A 14,832-nucleotide genomic window follows, 5' to 3' on the forward strand; every position below is an offset into this window, starting at 1 on the left:
GCGAAGACGCTGCCGGAGGCGACCGGCCCACTGTCGACCCACACCACCCGGCCGATGAGTCCGGGATGGCGATCGAGCACAAGGCTCATCGGAGAATTGGCTCCGCTGTGCGCCACGACGACCACCGGCTGTGTCTCGGAGGCCTCAGCCCGGGTCATGGCCTGCTCGATCGCCGCCACTTGGTCATCGAGCGTTCTGGACGCCCTATGATCGCCGGGTCAGGTCTGACGGACGTAGGCGATACCCCTCCCCCACCGGTGCCGCGAGATCACGAGTACACGTAATCACTGACCGGGAAGTTGGCCTGCTCGTACAGCGTCGTCAGGGTCGCGTTGGGCCGCAGGAGCGTCGCCTCACCGTGCTGGTTGAAGTAGTAGCTGCGCGACGTGGAGCAATCACCGGCGTAGAACACCGACGATGCGAGGTTTCGGGTCGCGCGGTCGAGGAACTCGGCATTGGCCCGCTCCGTGACCTCGAAGCGAGTCGCACCGCGGCGGCGCATCTCCCCGAACAGCCTCGCGATGTGCTTCATCTGGCCTTCGATGGTGGTGAAGTACGACAATCCGCTGTACGAGTACGGGCTGTTCAGCGTCAGGAAGTTCGGGAACTTCGGAACACTGATCCCCTCGTACGCCTGAAACCTGCCCTCGCGCCACCACTTCCCGAGATCGCGGCCGTCACGGCCGACGATCGTGAACGCGGGAAAGTTCGCATCCCACAGGTTGAACCCAGTCGCCAGGACCAGGGTGTCGACGTCGACCCGCCGTCCGTCGGCCAGGACGATTCCGCCGGGCACGACGGAATCGATCGTGGCCGTCTCGAGATGGACGGTCGGCTGGTTGAACACGCGGAAGTACGTGTTGGAGAACGTCGGCCGCTTGCAACCGAAGTCGTAATGCGGCGTCAACGCTCTCCTGATCGCCTCGTCGCGCACCTGCAGCCGCATGTGGGTCTTCGCGAGCAGCGCCGCGAGCCGATTGCCCGGCTTGGCCTGCCGGTAGTGCAGCACCCCGAATACCATCAACGCCTCGAGCAGCGAGGTGTTGACCGCGCGGGCCGCCTTCTGCGCCAACGGGATCCGGGCGAAGAGATGCTGCACGGGACGCGGGATCGGAAAGTCGATCTTCGGCACCACCCAGATGGGCGTCCGTTGGAAGACAGTGAGTTCGCGCGCCGTGCGGGCGATCTCGGGAATCAACTGCACCGCGGTGGCACCGGTCCCGATCACCGCGGCGCGCTTGCCGCCGAAGTCGTATCCGTCGGGCCACGCCGTGGTGTGAATGATGTCGCCCGCGAAGGTGTCGATCCCCGGGAAGTCGGGGGTGTGCGGCTGCGAGAGGAACCCGGTCGCGGTCACCAGGTACCGGGCCGTGCGGACTGTACCGTCGGCGGTGCGCACGGCCCAGCACTCCTTCGCCTCGTCCCAGTCGGCGCGCTCGACGACCGCCCCGAACTCCATATGGCGCCGGAGGTCGTACTTGTCGGCGACGTGTTCGGCGTACCTCTTGAGTTCGGCTCCGGGCGCGAACAGCCGCGACCAGTAGGGGTTGGGTTCGAAGGAGTACGAGTAGGTGACCGATGCGATGTCGACGGCCAGTCCCGGATAGTGGTTCACGTGCCAGGTGCCGCCGAGGTCGTCCTCCCGTTCGAGGATCGCGATGTCGTCGACGCCGAGCCGTTTGAACTCGATTCCCGCGCCCATGCCGCCGAAGCCCGCTCCGACGATCACCACCTCGTGGTCGACCCGTCGCTGACTCATCACCGTCTCCGATCCACGAACCTCTTTAGTGTGACGTGCAGTACACGTTAACTCGCGAGGCCGACGATGAACAGGTTCCGCGATCGCCGCGAGCATCGTTTGCGGGCCGGGGCACGGTTGGCATGATGGATTCGAGGGCCCGCATGCACGAGCCCTTCGCCCACCAGGCGCGCGAAGGGCGGGCCGGCTGCACGATCAGGGCCGAATCCGATTGACACACAAGAGAGTTGGAGCAGACATGGCCAAGAAGATCATTGCCACCGGTTACGGCGACCCGGCCGACGTCCTCGCGGTGACCGACGTCGACGTCCCCTCCCCCGGCCCCACCGACGTGGTCGTCGCCGTGCGCGCCGCCGGTCTCAACCCGTACGACGTGAAGCTCGTGCGCGGCGTCATGGGCACCAAACCCGAGAAGCTCCCGCTGTCGCTCGGCGCCGAGGTCGCGGGCGTCGTCCATGCCGCGGGCGCGGAGTCCGGATACCGAGCCGGCGACGAGGTGGTCGTCTACCCGGCGGCGGCCGCACTCGCCGAGTACGTCCTCGCCGACGCCGATCGCGTCCACCGCAAGCCGGCCGATCTAGGCTTCGCCGAGGCGTCGTCGTTGCTCTTGGCCGGCGTCACCGCGGTCGACACGCTCGCCACCCTCGGTGTCACCGGAGACGACGTCCTGTTGGTTCACGGTGGCGCCGGTGCGGTCGGGTCGATCGTCGTGAGCGAGGCGGTGGCCGCCGGAGCCACGGTCATCGCCACGGCCTCCGACCGCAACCACGATCATCTGCGCGAGTCGGGCGCGGTCCCGGTGGCGTACGGAGAGGGCCTGGCCGAGGCCATCACCGAGGCTCGGGACGGCAAGCGCGTCACCGGGGTGATCGACACCGTCGGCACCGACGAGGCGATCGACGTCTCCCTCGACCTCGTCGCGCCGCACCGGATCGTGAGCGTTGCCGCGTGGGGCAGAGTCGACGACGGCATCGTCGTCGTCGACGGAAGCAGCGAGCAGAGTCGCCACCATCGCCGTGCGGCAGTCGAGCCGCTCCTCGAGGACGCCGCTTCCGGACGGATCACTGTCGAGATCGCCCGCACCTTCGGGTTCGACGATGCGGCCGAGGCCTTCGACGAACTGCTCGGTGCGCACCCTCGCGGGAAGTACGTCTTCGAGCCGAAGTAGCGGGCGTTCGTACGGGGCGGCGTCAGGACTTGCGGCCGCCGAAGAAGAGCGCTCCCGCGCCGACGATCGCCAGCCCGATGAGGACCACCCAGAACGCGGCCTTCAGCAGCGGGCCGATGATCGACAGGGCGATCAGCACGGCGATGACGATCAGCACGATCTTCCAGACCGACGTGCTGTTGGACTTCCGGGGTTCCAGGTTTGTACTCATGACTCCACGGTGGTCGCTCCCGGCCGATATGTCACCCCTCGACCGCCGATACCAGGGAAAGTTCAGGGTCCTCCCGGACCGGTGGAATACCGAGAGGGCCCGCGGGCGTTGGTCGTTGAATGGCAGAGAACACGATTCCGGAGATCACCCTCAACAACGACGTCCGCATTCCGCAACTCGGGTTCGGCGTCTTCCAGATCGCACCCGCCGACACCAAGGAGGCCGTCCTGACGGCCTTGGAAGCCGGTTATCGCCACATCGACACCGCCCAGATGTACGGCAACGAGCGCGAGGTGGGCGAGGCCGTCCGAGAGTCCGGGCTCGACCGCGCCGAGATCTTCGTGACCAGCAAGCTCAACAACAACGCGCATGATCCGGAGGCGGCTCGCGACGCCACCGCGCGCAGCATCGACGCACTGGGCATCGGCCCGATGGATCTGTATCTGGTCCACTGGCCGATGCCCGCGGTCGGCGACTTCACCGATACCTGGCGTGCCATGGAGCGCTTCTACGAGGACGGACAGACGCGTGCGATCGGCGTCTCGAACTTCCAGATCGGACACCTCGAGCGACTGCTCGCCGAGACCGAGGTGGTGCCCGCGGTGAATCAGATCGAGGTCCACCCGTACCTCTCTCAGACCGAACTGCGCGAGTACAACGCGTCCAAGGGCATCGAGACCGAAGCGTGGTCGCCCATCGCCCAGGGCGACGTTCTCGACGACCCGGAGTTGAAGGCGATCGCGGCGCAGACGGGCCGGACGGTCGCGCAGGTGGTGCTGCGGTGGCATGTCCAGCTCGGCAACATCGTCTTTCCGAAGTCGACCACCCCGTCACGGATCGTCGAGAACCGGGACATCTTCGACTTCGAACTGACCGACGAGCAGATGTCCCGCATCGATTCGCTCAACGCCGACCGTCGCCGCGGCCCGAACCCGGACGAGTTCAACTGGATTCCCGAGTGAGCCCCGCACCCCGATAGCCCGAGGATCGATCCGGACTCCCCGCGCACCGGCGCGCGCACGACGCCGACCGGTGCGCGGGGATTCTGGTGTGCCGACCGCGCCGCATAGCATCGACGGTATGAAGTTCTCCCGCCGCGCCGAAGCCGTCAGCCCGTTCTACGCGATGGAATTCGGCAAGCACGCCGCGGCGCTCGAGGCACAGGGGCATCACGTCGTGAAGCTCAATCTCGGTGAACCCGATTTCGGAGCGCCTCCGGCGTTTCTGCGCGAGGTCCGGCGCATCAGCGACGGGCGGCCCCTCCCCTACACCGGTGCTCTCGGCCTCGACGACCTGCGGCGGGCGATCGCCGGATTCACCACCGAGCACTTCGGTGCACGAGTGGCGCCGGAACGCGTCGTGGTCACCACCGGTGCCTCGGCGGCGCTGCTCCTGTCCTGCGCGGCCCTGATCGATCCCGGTGACGAGGTGCTGGTGGCCGACCCCTCGTACCCGTGCAACCGGCGTTTCGCCGAGAGCTTCGGCGGCCGAGTGCGGTTGCTGGAGACCTCGCCGGCGACGCGTTTCCAGCTCGACGCGCAAACGGTGGCAGACCGATGGCGCCCCGAGACGCGCGGGGTGATGGCGGCGACTCCGTCGAATCCCACGGGTACGTCACTGCCGCACACCGAGCTGGTCGAGTTGTGCGGAACGGTCTCCGAACGCGGAGGGTGGCGCATCGTCGACGAGATCTACCTCGGCCTGGCCGATGACGGGCCGGACGGGCCGCCCCGCAGTGTCGCGGCCGACGACCCGGGCGCCATCGTGATCAACAGCTTCTCGAAGTACTTCGGTATGACGGGCTGGCGGCTCGGATGGGCCATCGTGCCGGAGGCGATGATCCCCGTCGCCGAGCGGCTCGCCCAGAACTACTACATCTGCCCGCCGACACCGTCTCAAGTCGCCGCGCTCACGTGCTTCGAGCCCGAGACCCTCGCAGTGGCCAAGGACCGTCGCGCTCAGTTCCGGGCACGTCGCCGACTGGTTCTCGACGGGCTGGAGCGCATCGGTCTCGATGTGCCGGTCCGGCCCGACGGCGCCTTCTACGTCTACCTCGACGTGTCGGGCACCGGGCTCACGTCCAGCGAGTTCTGCGAGACCGCCCTCGCGCAGGCCCACGTGGCGCTGACCCCCGGCAAGGACTTCGGCGACGCCGGAGCGGAGCGCTTCGTCCGGCTCAGCTACGCGGCGTCCGAAGAGGATCTCGCCCTGGCGATCGACCGACTGGGCGACCTGATGAACCGGATCTGATCGCGGCGTTCTGCCCGACAGGCTAAGAATGTCGCATGCGCCTTCGACGACGGTCCCTGTTCGCCTCGGTCGCGATCGCGACGGTCTCGGGCGTAGCCTCGTGCACCGCGGCACCGCCCGACATGGGCGAACTCCCGCCGACCGCGATCGCGGCGATCTCCGTCGGTCAGGTGGTTCTGCCGAACCCGACCTCGGCCGCGAACGTGATCGTCGCGTTCGACGCGAAAGGCGACGAGGTCGGCCGGATCACCGGCGGCAGCGAGTACGACTCGACCGTGGCGCGGCTCGGCGACGGGATCTTCGGCATCGCCGGAAGCGGTGCCGTGGTGCTGCGGCCCGGGGAGAAGACCGTGACCGGCCCCGGAGGCCGCCGACGCATCGTCGGCTCCGCAACCGACCCCGACACCGGGCACGCCGTCATGTGTAACACCTTCGACACCACCCGGTACGTGCTCGTCGATCCCCACCGCAAGCCGTTCGGATCCGAGATCCCGGGCCGGCTCGCCATGGTCGCGCACTGTGAACACGGCTGGTACGCGGCCACCACCGAGACCGGACGCCCCTCGTCACGCGTCCAGCTCCGGCGCCTCGGCGAACCTGGCGCGAGCGTCGCGGTCGACCTGCCTGCGGATGTCTTCACCCGACTGCCGGCGGTCTGCGCCCCGAACGGTCGCGACCTCATCACGCTGCTGAAACCGATCGACGACGACACCGGCCCGCTACTGATGTCCATCGATCCCGAAACCGGGCGAACGGTGTCTCGCGAATTGGCCGGGCCGGATCATCCGTTGCGCGGCCATGTTCAGGCCTTCACCCGTCTCGACCACGATGTGTACCTCATCGGCTCGGACAACGGGGTGTACCGGTCACCGGTGTCCGGAGAACCCGCGGCGCCGGACAAGGTCTGGCAACTCCCCGGCGCCCACTCGACGACCAGGATGTTCGTGAGCGGAGCCAAGGTGCTCGTGGTATCCGGGCGAGACGAACCCGCCTACGGCGAGTACGACCTGCGGACCGGACGCCAGATCCGCGCACCGATTCGGCTCCCGTGGCTGCCGGGTCTCACCGACGGCGGGATCGACGTCACCGGCGCCGCGGACGTCATACGCTCAGCGCCTCGGCCAACCGCTCCACGAACACCGCCTGGGCGGCGTTGAGCTTGATCCGCGCCGCGTCAGCCCCGAACCACTCCCCACGGTCGATCTCGGGGAACTCCTGCACCCGGCCCGACTTGGGCGGCCACACCGTCTCGAAGGTGTTGCTCACGATGGCGCCGGCGTCGAGATCGCCCTCGAGTGCGAAGCCGACGACGCGTTTGCCGCTGCGCAGTCGGACCTCGCCGAGGTCGATTGCCGGGCCGTCGGGCGCAGGCCGACCGGTCTCTTCGGCGAACTCGCGGCGGGCGGCCGCGAGCGGCTCCTCGCCCTCGTCGATCAGCCCCTTCGGGATCGACCACGCACCGTCGTCCCTGCGTGCGAAGAACGGGCCGCCCGGATGCACCAGCAGCACCTCGAATCCCGCCGGCCGACGGCGGTAGAGCAGGATTCCGGCGCTGAACTGGGCCTTGGGCATGCGACCAGGGTAGGCCCCACGACTACGGTGGAGCCATGGAGATCCTTTCGAGCCGGACCCTGCTGATCTCACCCGACCCCGAGGCGCTGACCGCCTTCTACCGCGACCGACTGCGACTGGCGGTGGCCCGCGAGTACCCGGGCGGCACCGTCTTCCACGCGGGCACGGGTCTGATCGAGATTCCCGCGCACATGGCCGCCACCGCCGCCGGCGAGACCGGTGACGTGCTGTGGCTGCAAGTCCGCGACATCGCCGCCACCCGGGAGGCCCTCGCCGCCGAACAGGTCCCGATCGTCGCCGAACCGGAGACCAAACCGTGGGGCCTGATCGAGATGACCGTGGCCGATCCCGATGGGCGCCGCCTGATCGTGGTCGAGATCCCCGCGGACCATCCGCTGCGCCGGGACGTGCGCGGTTGACGACGTGAGAGACTGAAACCCATGAGCAATTGGGTCGCGCCCTTCCTTGACCGCCCCGTCGACTCCGTGGTCGACCTCCCCGGCTCCAAGTCCATCACCAATCGCGCACTCATCCTGGCCGCGCTCGCCACCGGCCCGTCCAGCATCACCGGCACCCTGCGATCCCGCGACACCGACCTCATGCTCGATGGACTCGCCGCCATCGGGGTCGGCGTCGACTGCCACCCGGACGACCCGACCACCGTCGACATCACTCCGCGTCCCCTGCATGCCGGCTCCGTCGACTGCGGCCTGGCCGGGACCGTGATGCGCTTCCTGCCCGCGGTGGCGGCGCTCGCGACCGGCGACGTGACCTTCTACGGCGACGAACAGGCGCGCAGCCGACCGCTCGGCACCGTCCTCGACGCGCTCCGTGCGCTCGGCGCCGAGATCGACGGCGACGGGCTGCCGTTCACCGTTCACGGCCGGGGCGGGGTGCCGGGCGGACCGGTCACCATCGACGCATCGGCCTCGTCCCAGTTCGTCTCCGGTCTTCTGCTGTCGGCCGCCCGTTTCGAATCCGGCATCGCGATCACCCACTCCGGGGCACCGGTGCCGTCCATGCCGCACATCGACATGACCGTGGACATGCTCGAGAAGGCCGGCGTCCGAGTGGAGTTCGATGCGACGGCCACCCGCTGGCGGGTGGCGCCGACGGCCGTCGCAGCCGTCGACTGGACAGTGGAGCCGGACCTGTCGAACGCTGCCGCCTTCCTCGCGGCCGCACCGGCCACCGGCGGGCGGGTCAGCGTGCCGCGCTGGCCCGCCACCACCACCCAGCCGGGGTCCGCGATCGTCGGCATTCTGGAACGGATGGGCGCTTCGGTCGTCCACGCGCCCGACGGCCTCCTCACGGTCCGCGGCAACGGCCGCCCGAGGGCGATCGAGGTGGATCTGCACGAGGTGGGCGAGTTGACTCCGACGGTCGCCGCCCTGTGCGCGCTCGCCGACGGCACCTCCGTACTGCGCGGCATCGCCCACCTCCGAGGCCACGAGACCGATCGGCTCTCCGCGTTGAGCACCGAGATCAACCGCATCGGCGGGCAGTGCCGGGAGACTGACGACGGCCTCGTCATCACCGGGCGCGAGGCAGCCGACCTGGAACCCGCACTCTGGCACAGTTACGCCGACCACCGCATGGCCACGGCGGGCGCCCTCATCGGCCTCCGCGTCGACGGTCTCACCGTCGAGAACGTCGAGACCACCGCGAAGACCCTGCCCGATTTCGTGAAGATGTGGGAGGCGATGGCGGGGACCGCATCGTGAGCACCCGGGCGGGAACGGTTCGCGGCCGCACCTACGACGAGTCCGACGTACGGATCCGGCCCGGCAAGGGCAGTCGGCCGCGCACCAAGAACCGTCCGGCGCACGACGACGCCGAGACGGCCATGGTGGTCTCGGTGGATCGCGGCCGCTGGGGTTGCGTTCTGGACGGCGATCCCTCCCGCCCGCTCGTCACGATGCGCGCCCGCGAACTCGGCCGGACGCCGATCGTGGTCGGCGACCGCGTGGGTGTCGTCGGCGACCTCTCCGGCCGCCCCGACACGCTCGCCCGCATCGTCCGGGTCGACGACCGCAACACGGTGCTCCGCCGCACCGCGGACGACAACGATCCGTACGAGCGGATCGTGGTCGCCAACGCCGACCGATTGCTGATCGTCACCGCGCTGGCCGACCCGCCGCCCCGGACCGGTTTCGTCGAACGCGCCCTGGCCGCGGCGTACGCCGGCGGACTGTCGCCGATCCTGTGTCTGACCAAGTCAGACCTCGCCGGGCCAGAGGAGTTCGCCGCACACTTCGCCGACCTCGAACTGCCGGTGGTGACGGCGGGTCGCGACGACGACCTCGGTCCGCTGTGGGACACCCTCGACGGTCACCTCACCGCCCTCATCGGACACTCCGGCGTCGGCAAGTCGACTCTCGTCAACCGGCTCGTCCCCGATGCGGACCGGGCCACCGGCGAAGTGTCCGGCGTCGGCAAGGGCCGTCACACGTCGACACAATCGGTGGCACTGCCGCTGCCCGGAGAATCCCCCGGGGCGCCGCCGCGCGGCTGGGTGGTCGACACCCCGGGCATCCGCTCGTTCGGCCTCGCGCACGTGACGCCGGATCAGATCGTCGACGCCTTCGACGATCTGCGCGACGCGATCGACGACTGCCCGCGCGGCTGCACCCACCTCGGCCCGCCGGCCGATCCCGAATGTGCGCTCGACGCACTCGCCGGCAGCTCCCATCGGCGGGCGATGGCCGTGCGGGAACTGCTCAGGTCCGCGACGTCCAGCGCTGCGGACGAGACACCGGTTCAGCAGCCGGAGGGCTGACCGCGGACGGCGGCCAGCCGTGCGGCGTCAGCGGCGGCGTTCGGTGCGCCGGCGGCTCCGTCGCCTGGCGCGCACTTGCGCCAGCGCGGTCTTGAGCCCGCCGCCGAGCTTCGGCAGTCCGTCGAACCGGCGCTCAGAGGCGGTCTCCGGCGCGTCGTCGCTGGTCGCGATGAGGAAGCGGTCCGGCAGCGCGAGTTTGTTGATGGTCCGCAGCGTACGGAGGTACTGCATGGTGAGCGAACCGGTGTTGTACGGCAGGTCGTACTTCTCGCACAGTTCGCGCACCCGCACCGAGATCTCGGCCATCCGGTTGCTCGGCAGATCGGGGTACAGGTGATGCTCGATCTGGTAGCAGAGGTTGCCGCTGAGGAAGGCCAGCGCGGGCCCGGCCTCGAAGTTGGCCGTCCCCAGCATCTGGCGCAGGTACCACTGGCCGGACGTCTCGTCCTCGAGTGTCTCGACGGTGAACTTCTCCGCACCGTCGGGGAAGTGCCCGCAGAAGATGACCACGTAGGCCCAGAGATTCCGGATGAGGTTGGCCGTCAGATTCGCTGTCAGCGTGCGCGTGAAGTTGGGGCCCGACAGCGCCGGGAACAGGACGTAGTCCTTGCCGATCTGCCGGACGATCTTGCGCGCGAACAATTCGATCTCCGGACGCGCCTGCTCCATCGGTTTGCGGCCGGCGATGACCTCTTTGAGGTCGAGGTCGTGCAGGCCGATGCCCCACTCGAAGGAGGCGGCGAGCATGAGATTGAACAGCGGCTGGAACGCGCGGCGGGGTTCCCACGGCTCGTCGCGTGTCACCCGGAGGATCTTGTAACCCACATCGTGATCCATGCCGATCACGTTGGTGTACTTGTGATGGATGTAGTTGTGGGAGTGCTTCCAGTGAGGTGAGGCGCAGACCATGTCCCACTCCCACGTCGTGGAGTGCACCTCGGGATCGTTCATCCAGTCCCACTGGCCGTGCATCACATTGTGGCCGAGTTCCATGTTCTCGATGATCTTGGCGACCGACAGTGCGCCGTTGCCGAGCAGCCACAGCGACCGGCGGTGGCTGCCGAGCAGTGCGAGCCGGCCCAGGACCTCGAGTCCGCGCTGGGCGTAGATGGTCCGCCGCAGGTAGCGGCGGTCCTGCTCGCCCAGACTCGACTCGATCTCGCGGCGCAGCATATCGAGTTCCGCACCCAGTGCCTCGACATCGGCGTCCGTCAGGTGCGCGTACTCATTGATATCTGAAATCGCCATCGATCACATTATGCCCGCGCGGGTGCGCGGCGGCTCCTCCGGCGCTCATTCAGGCTCACGATCGCAGTCTTGAGGCCCCGGCGACGTCCGGTCGCGGGATCGACCGTCGACACCAGACGCACCTGTTCGGACTCCTTGAACCGCCTCTCCGAGGCGGTCTCCGGAGCGTCGTCCACCGTGCCCGAGAGGTACTTGTTCGGCAACGACAGCTTGGCGATGGTGCGCCACGACTTCGCGTACTGCACGGGGAACGAACCCGTCGTGTACGGCAGGTCGTACTCCGCGCACAGCGCCTGCACCCGCACCGCGATCTCCGCGAGCCGATTGCTGGGCAGATCGGGGAAGATGTGGTGCTCGATCTGGTACGAGAGGTTCCCGCTCATGAAGGCCAGGACCGGGCCCGACCGGAAGTTGGCGCTTCCGAGCATCTGGCGCAGGTACCACTCACCGCGAGTCTCGCTGTCGACGTCCTGCTTGGTGAACTTCTCCGCACCGTCCGGGAAGTGCCCGCAGAAGATGACCGCGTTCGACCACACATTGCGGATCACGTTGGCCATCACATTCGCGGTGAAGGCCTTGCGGGCCCCGGAGCGCGAGCGGGTGACGGCCCCGACGAGCGCCGGGTACACCACGTAGTCCTTACCCGCCTGGCGCCCGATCTTGACGCCCACGTCGCGCAGGTCCTTCCGGAACTGGTCCTTCTCCTCCTGCGTCCGGCGCTTGCGTCCCAACTCGAGATGTTGCGCGGCGACACCGTACTGGAAAGCGAGCGCCAGGACCGTGTTGTAGGCGATGTTGCCGAGGTTGAACGGCCGCCAGCGCTGGTCGCGCGTCACGCGGAGCAGGCCGTAGCCCACATCGTCGTCCATGCCGAGCACGTTGGTGTACTTGTGATGGATGAAGTTGTGCGTGTGCTTCCAGTGAGCACTGGGTCCGGTGTTGTCCCACTCCCACGAAGTGGAATGCACCTCGGGATCGTTCATCCAATCCCACTGCCCGTGCATCACGTTGTGCCCGAGCTCCATGTTCTCGACGATCTTCGCGACTCCGAGAGCCGACGCCCCGGCCCACCACAGAGCCCGATTGCGCGCACCGAAGGTCAGCGCGCGACCGGCGGCCTCGAGCGTCCGCTGGAATGCGATCGTGTTGCGGATGTACCGCGCGTCGCGTTCACCGCGATCGGCTTCGATGTCCGCGCGGATCTGGTCGAGCTTCGCACCCAGTTCTTCGACGTCCGCGTCGGTCAGATGGGCGTATTCGGGGATGTCGGAGATCGCCATGCCACTCCTCGTTGCCTACGACTTCGTAACTTACGTAAGCGTAGGTTACGGTTCCGTAGGCTGTCCACCCCGCGACGACGTGGTCCACGTCATAGGCACCGATTCACACGTCGAGCGTGCAGTCTCCCGCCGCGGCGCTCACGCAGGTCTGGATGCGCTCACCCTCCACGTGCTCCACGCCCGTCCGCAGATCACGCACGCACCCCTTGTCGAGCATCACGACGCAGCTCTGGCAGATCCCCATGCGGCAGCCGAAGGGCATCAGCACGCCCGCCTGTTCGCCGGCCTCGAGAAGCGTCGTGGCACCGTCGACCTCGATCTGCCGATCCGGCGTGCCGAACGTGACGACGCCGCCCTCGGCACCGTGAGCACCGCGTTCCAGCGCGAACCGCTCGATGTGCAGATTCTCCTGAACACCCGCTTCGTCGAACTGTTCGCTGAGCATGTCCAGGAACCCGCCCGGACCACAGGCCCAGGTGGCGCGCTCGGCCCAATCCGGACACAGCGCTCGCAGCTGCGCCGGCGTCACCTTGCCGTCGGTGCGGGTGAACTGCAGGTGCAGGTCGATCAGGCCCTCGTCGGCCATCCGCCGGAGTTCGTCGCCGAAGAGCAGATCGTCCTCCGTGGGAACCGAGTGGATCAGCCGGACGTCGGCGCGCTGAGCGCGTCGGCGCATCGTGCGCAGCATCGAGATGATGGGCGTCAGACCGCTGCCCGCGGTCGCGAACAGGATCTTCTCCGGCAGCGGGTCGGGCAGGACGAATTCACCGGCGGGCGCCGCCAGGCGCACCACGGTGCCGGGTGCCAGCCCCTTCACCAGATGCGACGAGAGGAATCCCTCCGGCATCGCCTTCACCGTGATCGATACCGTCCGCTGCGCGCGCGACGACTCCGGCTCGGAGGTCAGTGAGTAGGAACGCCACGTCCAGCGTCCGTCGACCAGGACGCCGATGCCGATGTACTGGCCCGGGTGGTAGTCGAACGAGAAGCCCCAGCCCGGCCGGATGACGATGGTCGCGCTGTCCGCGGTCTCCTCGGTCACCGAGACCACCTTGCCGCGCAATTCCCGCGCCGACCACAGCGGATTGGCCAGGTGCAGGTAGTCGTCCGGCAACAGGGGGGTCGTCACGCGAGCGAAGGCCGCTCGAAGCAGCCGGGCACGCTTGTGCCTGGCCGCCACGTCGGCCGCCGGTGCCTCGAATCGTTCACGCCACGCCATCGCGCGCCTCCTCCGCCCGGTTCCGGGCCGCCCCGGAACACCTAACTTACGATTCCGTAGGTTAGCGTTTCGGGGCGCCGAGGGCGAATGGAGCGCGCGTCAGTCGCGTCGCGGATCAGGCCAGCAGCGTCCCCGGGGCCGGTGTGTACGGCGTGAAGAACTGATTGGCCGGCGCACCGGCCAGCGTCATCTCCAGCGCGGCCACCGACATTCCGTCGATCTGCTCGCGGATGATGTCGGCGTGCCCGGCATGCCGGGCGTACTCCTCCACCTGGTGGCACATGTAGTACCGATTCTTCATCGGCCGCGACTCGTAGACACCCGCCCACGGCGCGGGCGGCGCCATCGCCTCCCCGTCGGGATCGCTGCTCCGCATCGCTTCGAGGAACTCGGCGCGCGCGGCGTCGAACCGCTCGATGATCCCGGCCGCAGTCTCGTCGTCGGTGAGCGCGAAGCTCCCCATGTACTCGGCCAACGCCGCCTCGTCGAGCACCAGTTCGCCGGCGGTGCCGTTCAACTGCGCTGCGGCCCCGCGTAGACCGCGTTCGATGTGTTTGATGAGTCCGCCGATCGAGAGCACGCTGCGACACGGCGTCTGTCGGGCCTGAGCCTCCGTGAGTCCGAACGCCGCGGCCCGCAGCGCTCCGAGCTGTTGATCGGCGTAGTTGATGAGGCCGGTGAGTTCGTCGTCTCGGGCCGGTGCGTACATGGTGTCCTCCTGGGGTCGGTGTTCCTCGCCCATTCAGACTCACAAGCATTCCGGACAGTTCTCGTCCGGTACTGAAAAGTTCTCTGAAGAAGTCTTCGGGGACTTCAGAGAAGTTCCAGGAGGAACGGCAGTTCCTGCGTGGCGTACCAGCCGAGGTCGTGGTCCTCCACGTCTCCGACCGCCAGCTCGCCGTCCTCATCGCCGAGGTCGGCGCGGTCGATCACCTCGACCGCCGCCCGCACTGCGTTCTCGGCGTCTGAACCGTCGACGTGGACGGCGACGATGTCGCCGTGCGGGATCGTTCCGGCGACCCTGACCACCGCGTCGTCGAGATCCGGACGCGGCGTCGCCTCGGCGTCCGCGACCACCACCACCCGGCGCACCGGAAGCTCCGAGTCGTCGACGGCCAGCAGTCGCAGCGACGCCCGGGCGGCCTCCCGGAGCGCCACCTCCGACAGTTCCTCGTCGTCACCGGCCACATACGCCTCGCGCAGCGCCGGTGTCAGCGCGAAACCGGTGCCTCCGACCGGTTCGAAGGCCCGGCCGGGTTCGGCCACCAGCCGTTCGATCATCGCCAGGGTGGCCGGCAGATAGACGCGCATGAGATGCCTTTCGATCGGGGTCGGGAGGGTCGGCG

Annotated in this window: 15 protein-coding genes; 7 read left to right on the forward strand and 8 right to left on the reverse strand. The window is 68.3% G+C overall.

The genetic code is table 11. The features are described from left to right. Positions 1-268: 268 nt before the first annotated feature. Positions 269-1,759, reverse strand: a complete 1,491-nt coding sequence (locus tag ABFX36_RS03725) for a flavin-containing monooxygenase (RefSeq protein ID WP_346074972.1) — start codon at positions 1,757-1,759, stop codon at positions 269-271. A 238-nt stretch (positions 1,760-1,997) separates the two neighbouring features. On the opposite strand from ABFX36_RS03725, the gene ABFX36_RS03730 reads away from it, so the two are divergent. Then, positions 1,998-2,927 carry a quinone oxidoreductase family protein gene (locus ABFX36_RS03730; RefSeq protein ID WP_062365833.1) on the forward strand — a complete coding sequence of 310 codons (930 nt, stop codon included), beginning with the start codon at positions 1,998-2,000 and terminating at the stop codon, positions 2,925-2,927. Positions 2,928-2,949: 22 nt separating this feature from the next. On the opposite strand, the gene ABFX36_RS03735 is transcribed toward ABFX36_RS03730, so the two are convergent. Further along, positions 2,950-3,138 (reverse strand): hypothetical protein, encoded by a 189-nt coding sequence (locus tag ABFX36_RS03735; RefSeq protein WP_039867048.1) that lies wholly within the window; start codon positions 3,136-3,138, stop codon positions 2,950-2,952. Between the two features lie 119 nt (positions 3,139-3,257). Here ABFX36_RS03735 and ABFX36_RS03740 point away from each other — a divergent pair, with 119 nt between their 5' ends. From ABFX36_RS03740 to ABFX36_RS03750, 3 genes are all read left to right on the forward strand, one after another. Beyond that, a complete protein-coding gene (locus ABFX36_RS03740; protein WP_006895543.1) occupies positions 3,258-4,100 on the forward strand; it encodes an aldo/keto reductase in 843 nt (280 codons plus the stop codon). A gap of 118 nt (positions 4,101-4,218) precedes the next feature. Beyond that, positions 4,219-5,388 carry an aminotransferase class I/II-fold pyridoxal phosphate-dependent enzyme gene (locus ABFX36_RS03745; protein ID WP_346074976.1) on the forward strand — a complete coding sequence of 390 codons (1,170 nt, stop codon included), beginning with the start codon at positions 4,219-4,221 and terminating at the stop codon, positions 5,386-5,388. Positions 5,389-5,423: 35 nt separating this feature from the next. Next, the gene (locus ABFX36_RS03750; protein WP_346074978.1) at positions 5,424-6,545 is read left to right on the forward strand and encodes a hypothetical protein; all 1,122 of its coding nucleotides are present in this window, start codon (positions 5,424-5,426) and stop codon (positions 6,543-6,545) included. On the opposite strand, the gene ABFX36_RS03755 is transcribed toward ABFX36_RS03750, so the two are convergent. Further along, on the reverse strand, positions 6,490-6,960 hold the full coding sequence (locus tag ABFX36_RS03755; RefSeq protein ID WP_006895546.1) for an NUDIX hydrolase: 471 nt from the start codon (positions 6,958-6,960) through the stop codon (positions 6,490-6,492). The genes ABFX36_RS03750 and ABFX36_RS03755 overlap by 56 nt on opposite strands. Positions 6,961-6,995: 35 nt before the next feature. On the opposite strand from ABFX36_RS03755, the gene ABFX36_RS03760 reads away from it, so the two are divergent. Genes ABFX36_RS03760 through rsgA form a run of 3 tightly spaced genes read left to right on the forward strand, consistent with a single transcriptional unit; the run spans position 6,996 to position 9,739 of the window. Continuing rightward, positions 6,996-7,379: a VOC family protein gene (locus tag ABFX36_RS03760; RefSeq protein WP_006895547.1), complete on the forward strand. Its 384-nt coding sequence runs from the start codon at positions 6,996-6,998 to the stop codon at positions 7,377-7,379. Positions 7,380-7,400: 21 nt separating this feature from the next. Continuing rightward, on the forward strand, positions 7,401-8,684 hold the full coding sequence (gene aroA / locus ABFX36_RS03765; protein ID WP_346074981.1) for a 3-phosphoshikimate 1-carboxyvinyltransferase: 1,284 nt from the start codon (positions 7,401-7,403) through the stop codon (positions 8,682-8,684). Further along, positions 8,681-9,739 carry a ribosome small subunit-dependent GTPase A gene (gene rsgA, locus ABFX36_RS03770; protein ID WP_346074983.1) on the forward strand — a complete coding sequence of 353 codons (1,059 nt, stop codon included), beginning with the start codon at positions 8,681-8,683 and terminating at the stop codon, positions 9,737-9,739. Before aroA ends, rsgA begins: the two co-directional genes overlap by 4 nt. A 27-nt stretch (positions 9,740-9,766) precedes the next feature. Here rsgA and ABFX36_RS03775 read toward each other — a convergent pair whose 3' ends face one another. From ABFX36_RS03775 to ABFX36_RS03795, 5 genes are all read right to left on the reverse strand, one after another. Further along, complete coding sequence (locus ABFX36_RS03775) at positions 9,767-10,987, reverse strand: fatty acid desaturase family protein (RefSeq protein ID WP_346074985.1); 1,221 nt, start codon at positions 10,985-10,987, stop codon at positions 9,767-9,769. A gap of 8 nt (positions 10,988-10,995) precedes the next feature. After that, complete coding sequence (locus ABFX36_RS03780) at positions 10,996-12,267, reverse strand: fatty acid desaturase family protein (RefSeq protein WP_006895551.1); 1,272 nt, start codon at positions 12,265-12,267, stop codon at positions 10,996-10,998. 103 nt (positions 12,268-12,370) lie between these two features. Next, a complete protein-coding gene (locus ABFX36_RS03785; RefSeq protein ID WP_346074988.1) occupies positions 12,371-13,486 on the reverse strand; it encodes a ferredoxin reductase in 1,116 nt (371 codons plus the stop codon). 115 nt (positions 13,487-13,601) lie between these two features. Beyond that, positions 13,602-14,195, reverse strand: a complete 594-nt coding sequence (locus tag ABFX36_RS03790; protein WP_039867081.1) for a mycothiol transferase — start codon at positions 14,193-14,195, stop codon at positions 13,602-13,604. A 104-nt stretch (positions 14,196-14,299) separates the two neighbouring features. Then, the gene (locus ABFX36_RS03795; RefSeq protein ID WP_006895554.1) at positions 14,300-14,797 is read right to left on the reverse strand and encodes a DUF6912 family protein; all 498 of its coding nucleotides are present in this window, start codon (positions 14,795-14,797) and stop codon (positions 14,300-14,302) included. Positions 14,798-14,832: the final 35 nt, after the last annotated feature.

The organism is Gordonia cholesterolivorans (assembly GCF_039531975.1).
Taxonomy (GTDB): Bacteria; Actinomycetota; Actinomycetes; order Mycobacteriales; family Mycobacteriaceae; genus Gordonia; species Gordonia sihwensis.

Bases quoted from the DNA above. Each gene is read 5' to 3' on its own strand.
- ABFX36_RS03795 (WP_006895554.1), bottom strand. From the start codon at position 14,797: ATGCGCGTCTATCTGCCGGCCACCCTGGCGATGATCGAACGGCTGGTG.
- ABFX36_RS03790 (WP_039867081.1), bottom strand. From the start codon at position 14,195: ATGTACGCACCGGCCCGAGACGACGAACTCACCGGCCTCATCAACTAC.
- ABFX36_RS03785 (WP_346074988.1), bottom strand. From the start codon at position 13,486: ATGGCGTGGCGTGAACGATTCGAGGCACCGGCGGCCGACGTGGCGGCC.
- ABFX36_RS03730 (WP_062365833.1), top strand. From the start codon at position 1,998: ATGGCCAAGAAGATCATTGCCACCGGTTACGGCGACCCGGCCGACGTC.
- ABFX36_RS03725 (WP_346074972.1), bottom strand. From the start codon at position 1,759: ATGAGTCAGCGACGGGTCGACCACGAGGTGGTGATCGTCGGAGCGGGC.
- aroA (WP_346074981.1), top strand. From the start codon at position 7,401: ATGAGCAATTGGGTCGCGCCCTTCCTTGACCGCCCCGTCGACTCCGTG.
- ABFX36_RS03780 (WP_006895551.1), bottom strand. From the start codon at position 12,267: ATGGCGATCTCCGACATCCCCGAATACGCCCATCTGACCGACGCGGAC.
- ABFX36_RS03750 (WP_346074978.1), top strand. From the start codon at position 5,424: ATGCGCCTTCGACGACGGTCCCTGTTCGCCTCGGTCGCGATCGCGACG.
- ABFX36_RS03740 (WP_006895543.1), top strand. From the start codon at position 3,258: ATGGCAGAGAACACGATTCCGGAGATCACCCTCAACAACGACGTCCGC.
- ABFX36_RS03745 (WP_346074976.1), top strand. From the start codon at position 4,219: ATGAAGTTCTCCCGCCGCGCCGAAGCCGTCAGCCCGTTCTACGCGATG.
- ABFX36_RS03775 (WP_346074985.1), bottom strand. From the start codon at position 10,987: ATGGCGATTTCAGATATCAATGAGTACGCGCACCTGACGGACGCCGAT.
- ABFX36_RS03755 (WP_006895546.1), bottom strand. From the start codon at position 6,960: ATGCCCAAGGCCCAGTTCAGCGCCGGAATCCTGCTCTACCGCCGTCGG.
- ABFX36_RS03735 (WP_039867048.1), bottom strand. From the start codon at position 3,138: ATGAGTACAAACCTGGAACCCCGGAAGTCCAACAGCACGTCGGTCTGG.
- ABFX36_RS03760 (WP_006895547.1), top strand. From the start codon at position 6,996: ATGGAGATCCTTTCGAGCCGGACCCTGCTGATCTCACCCGACCCCGAG.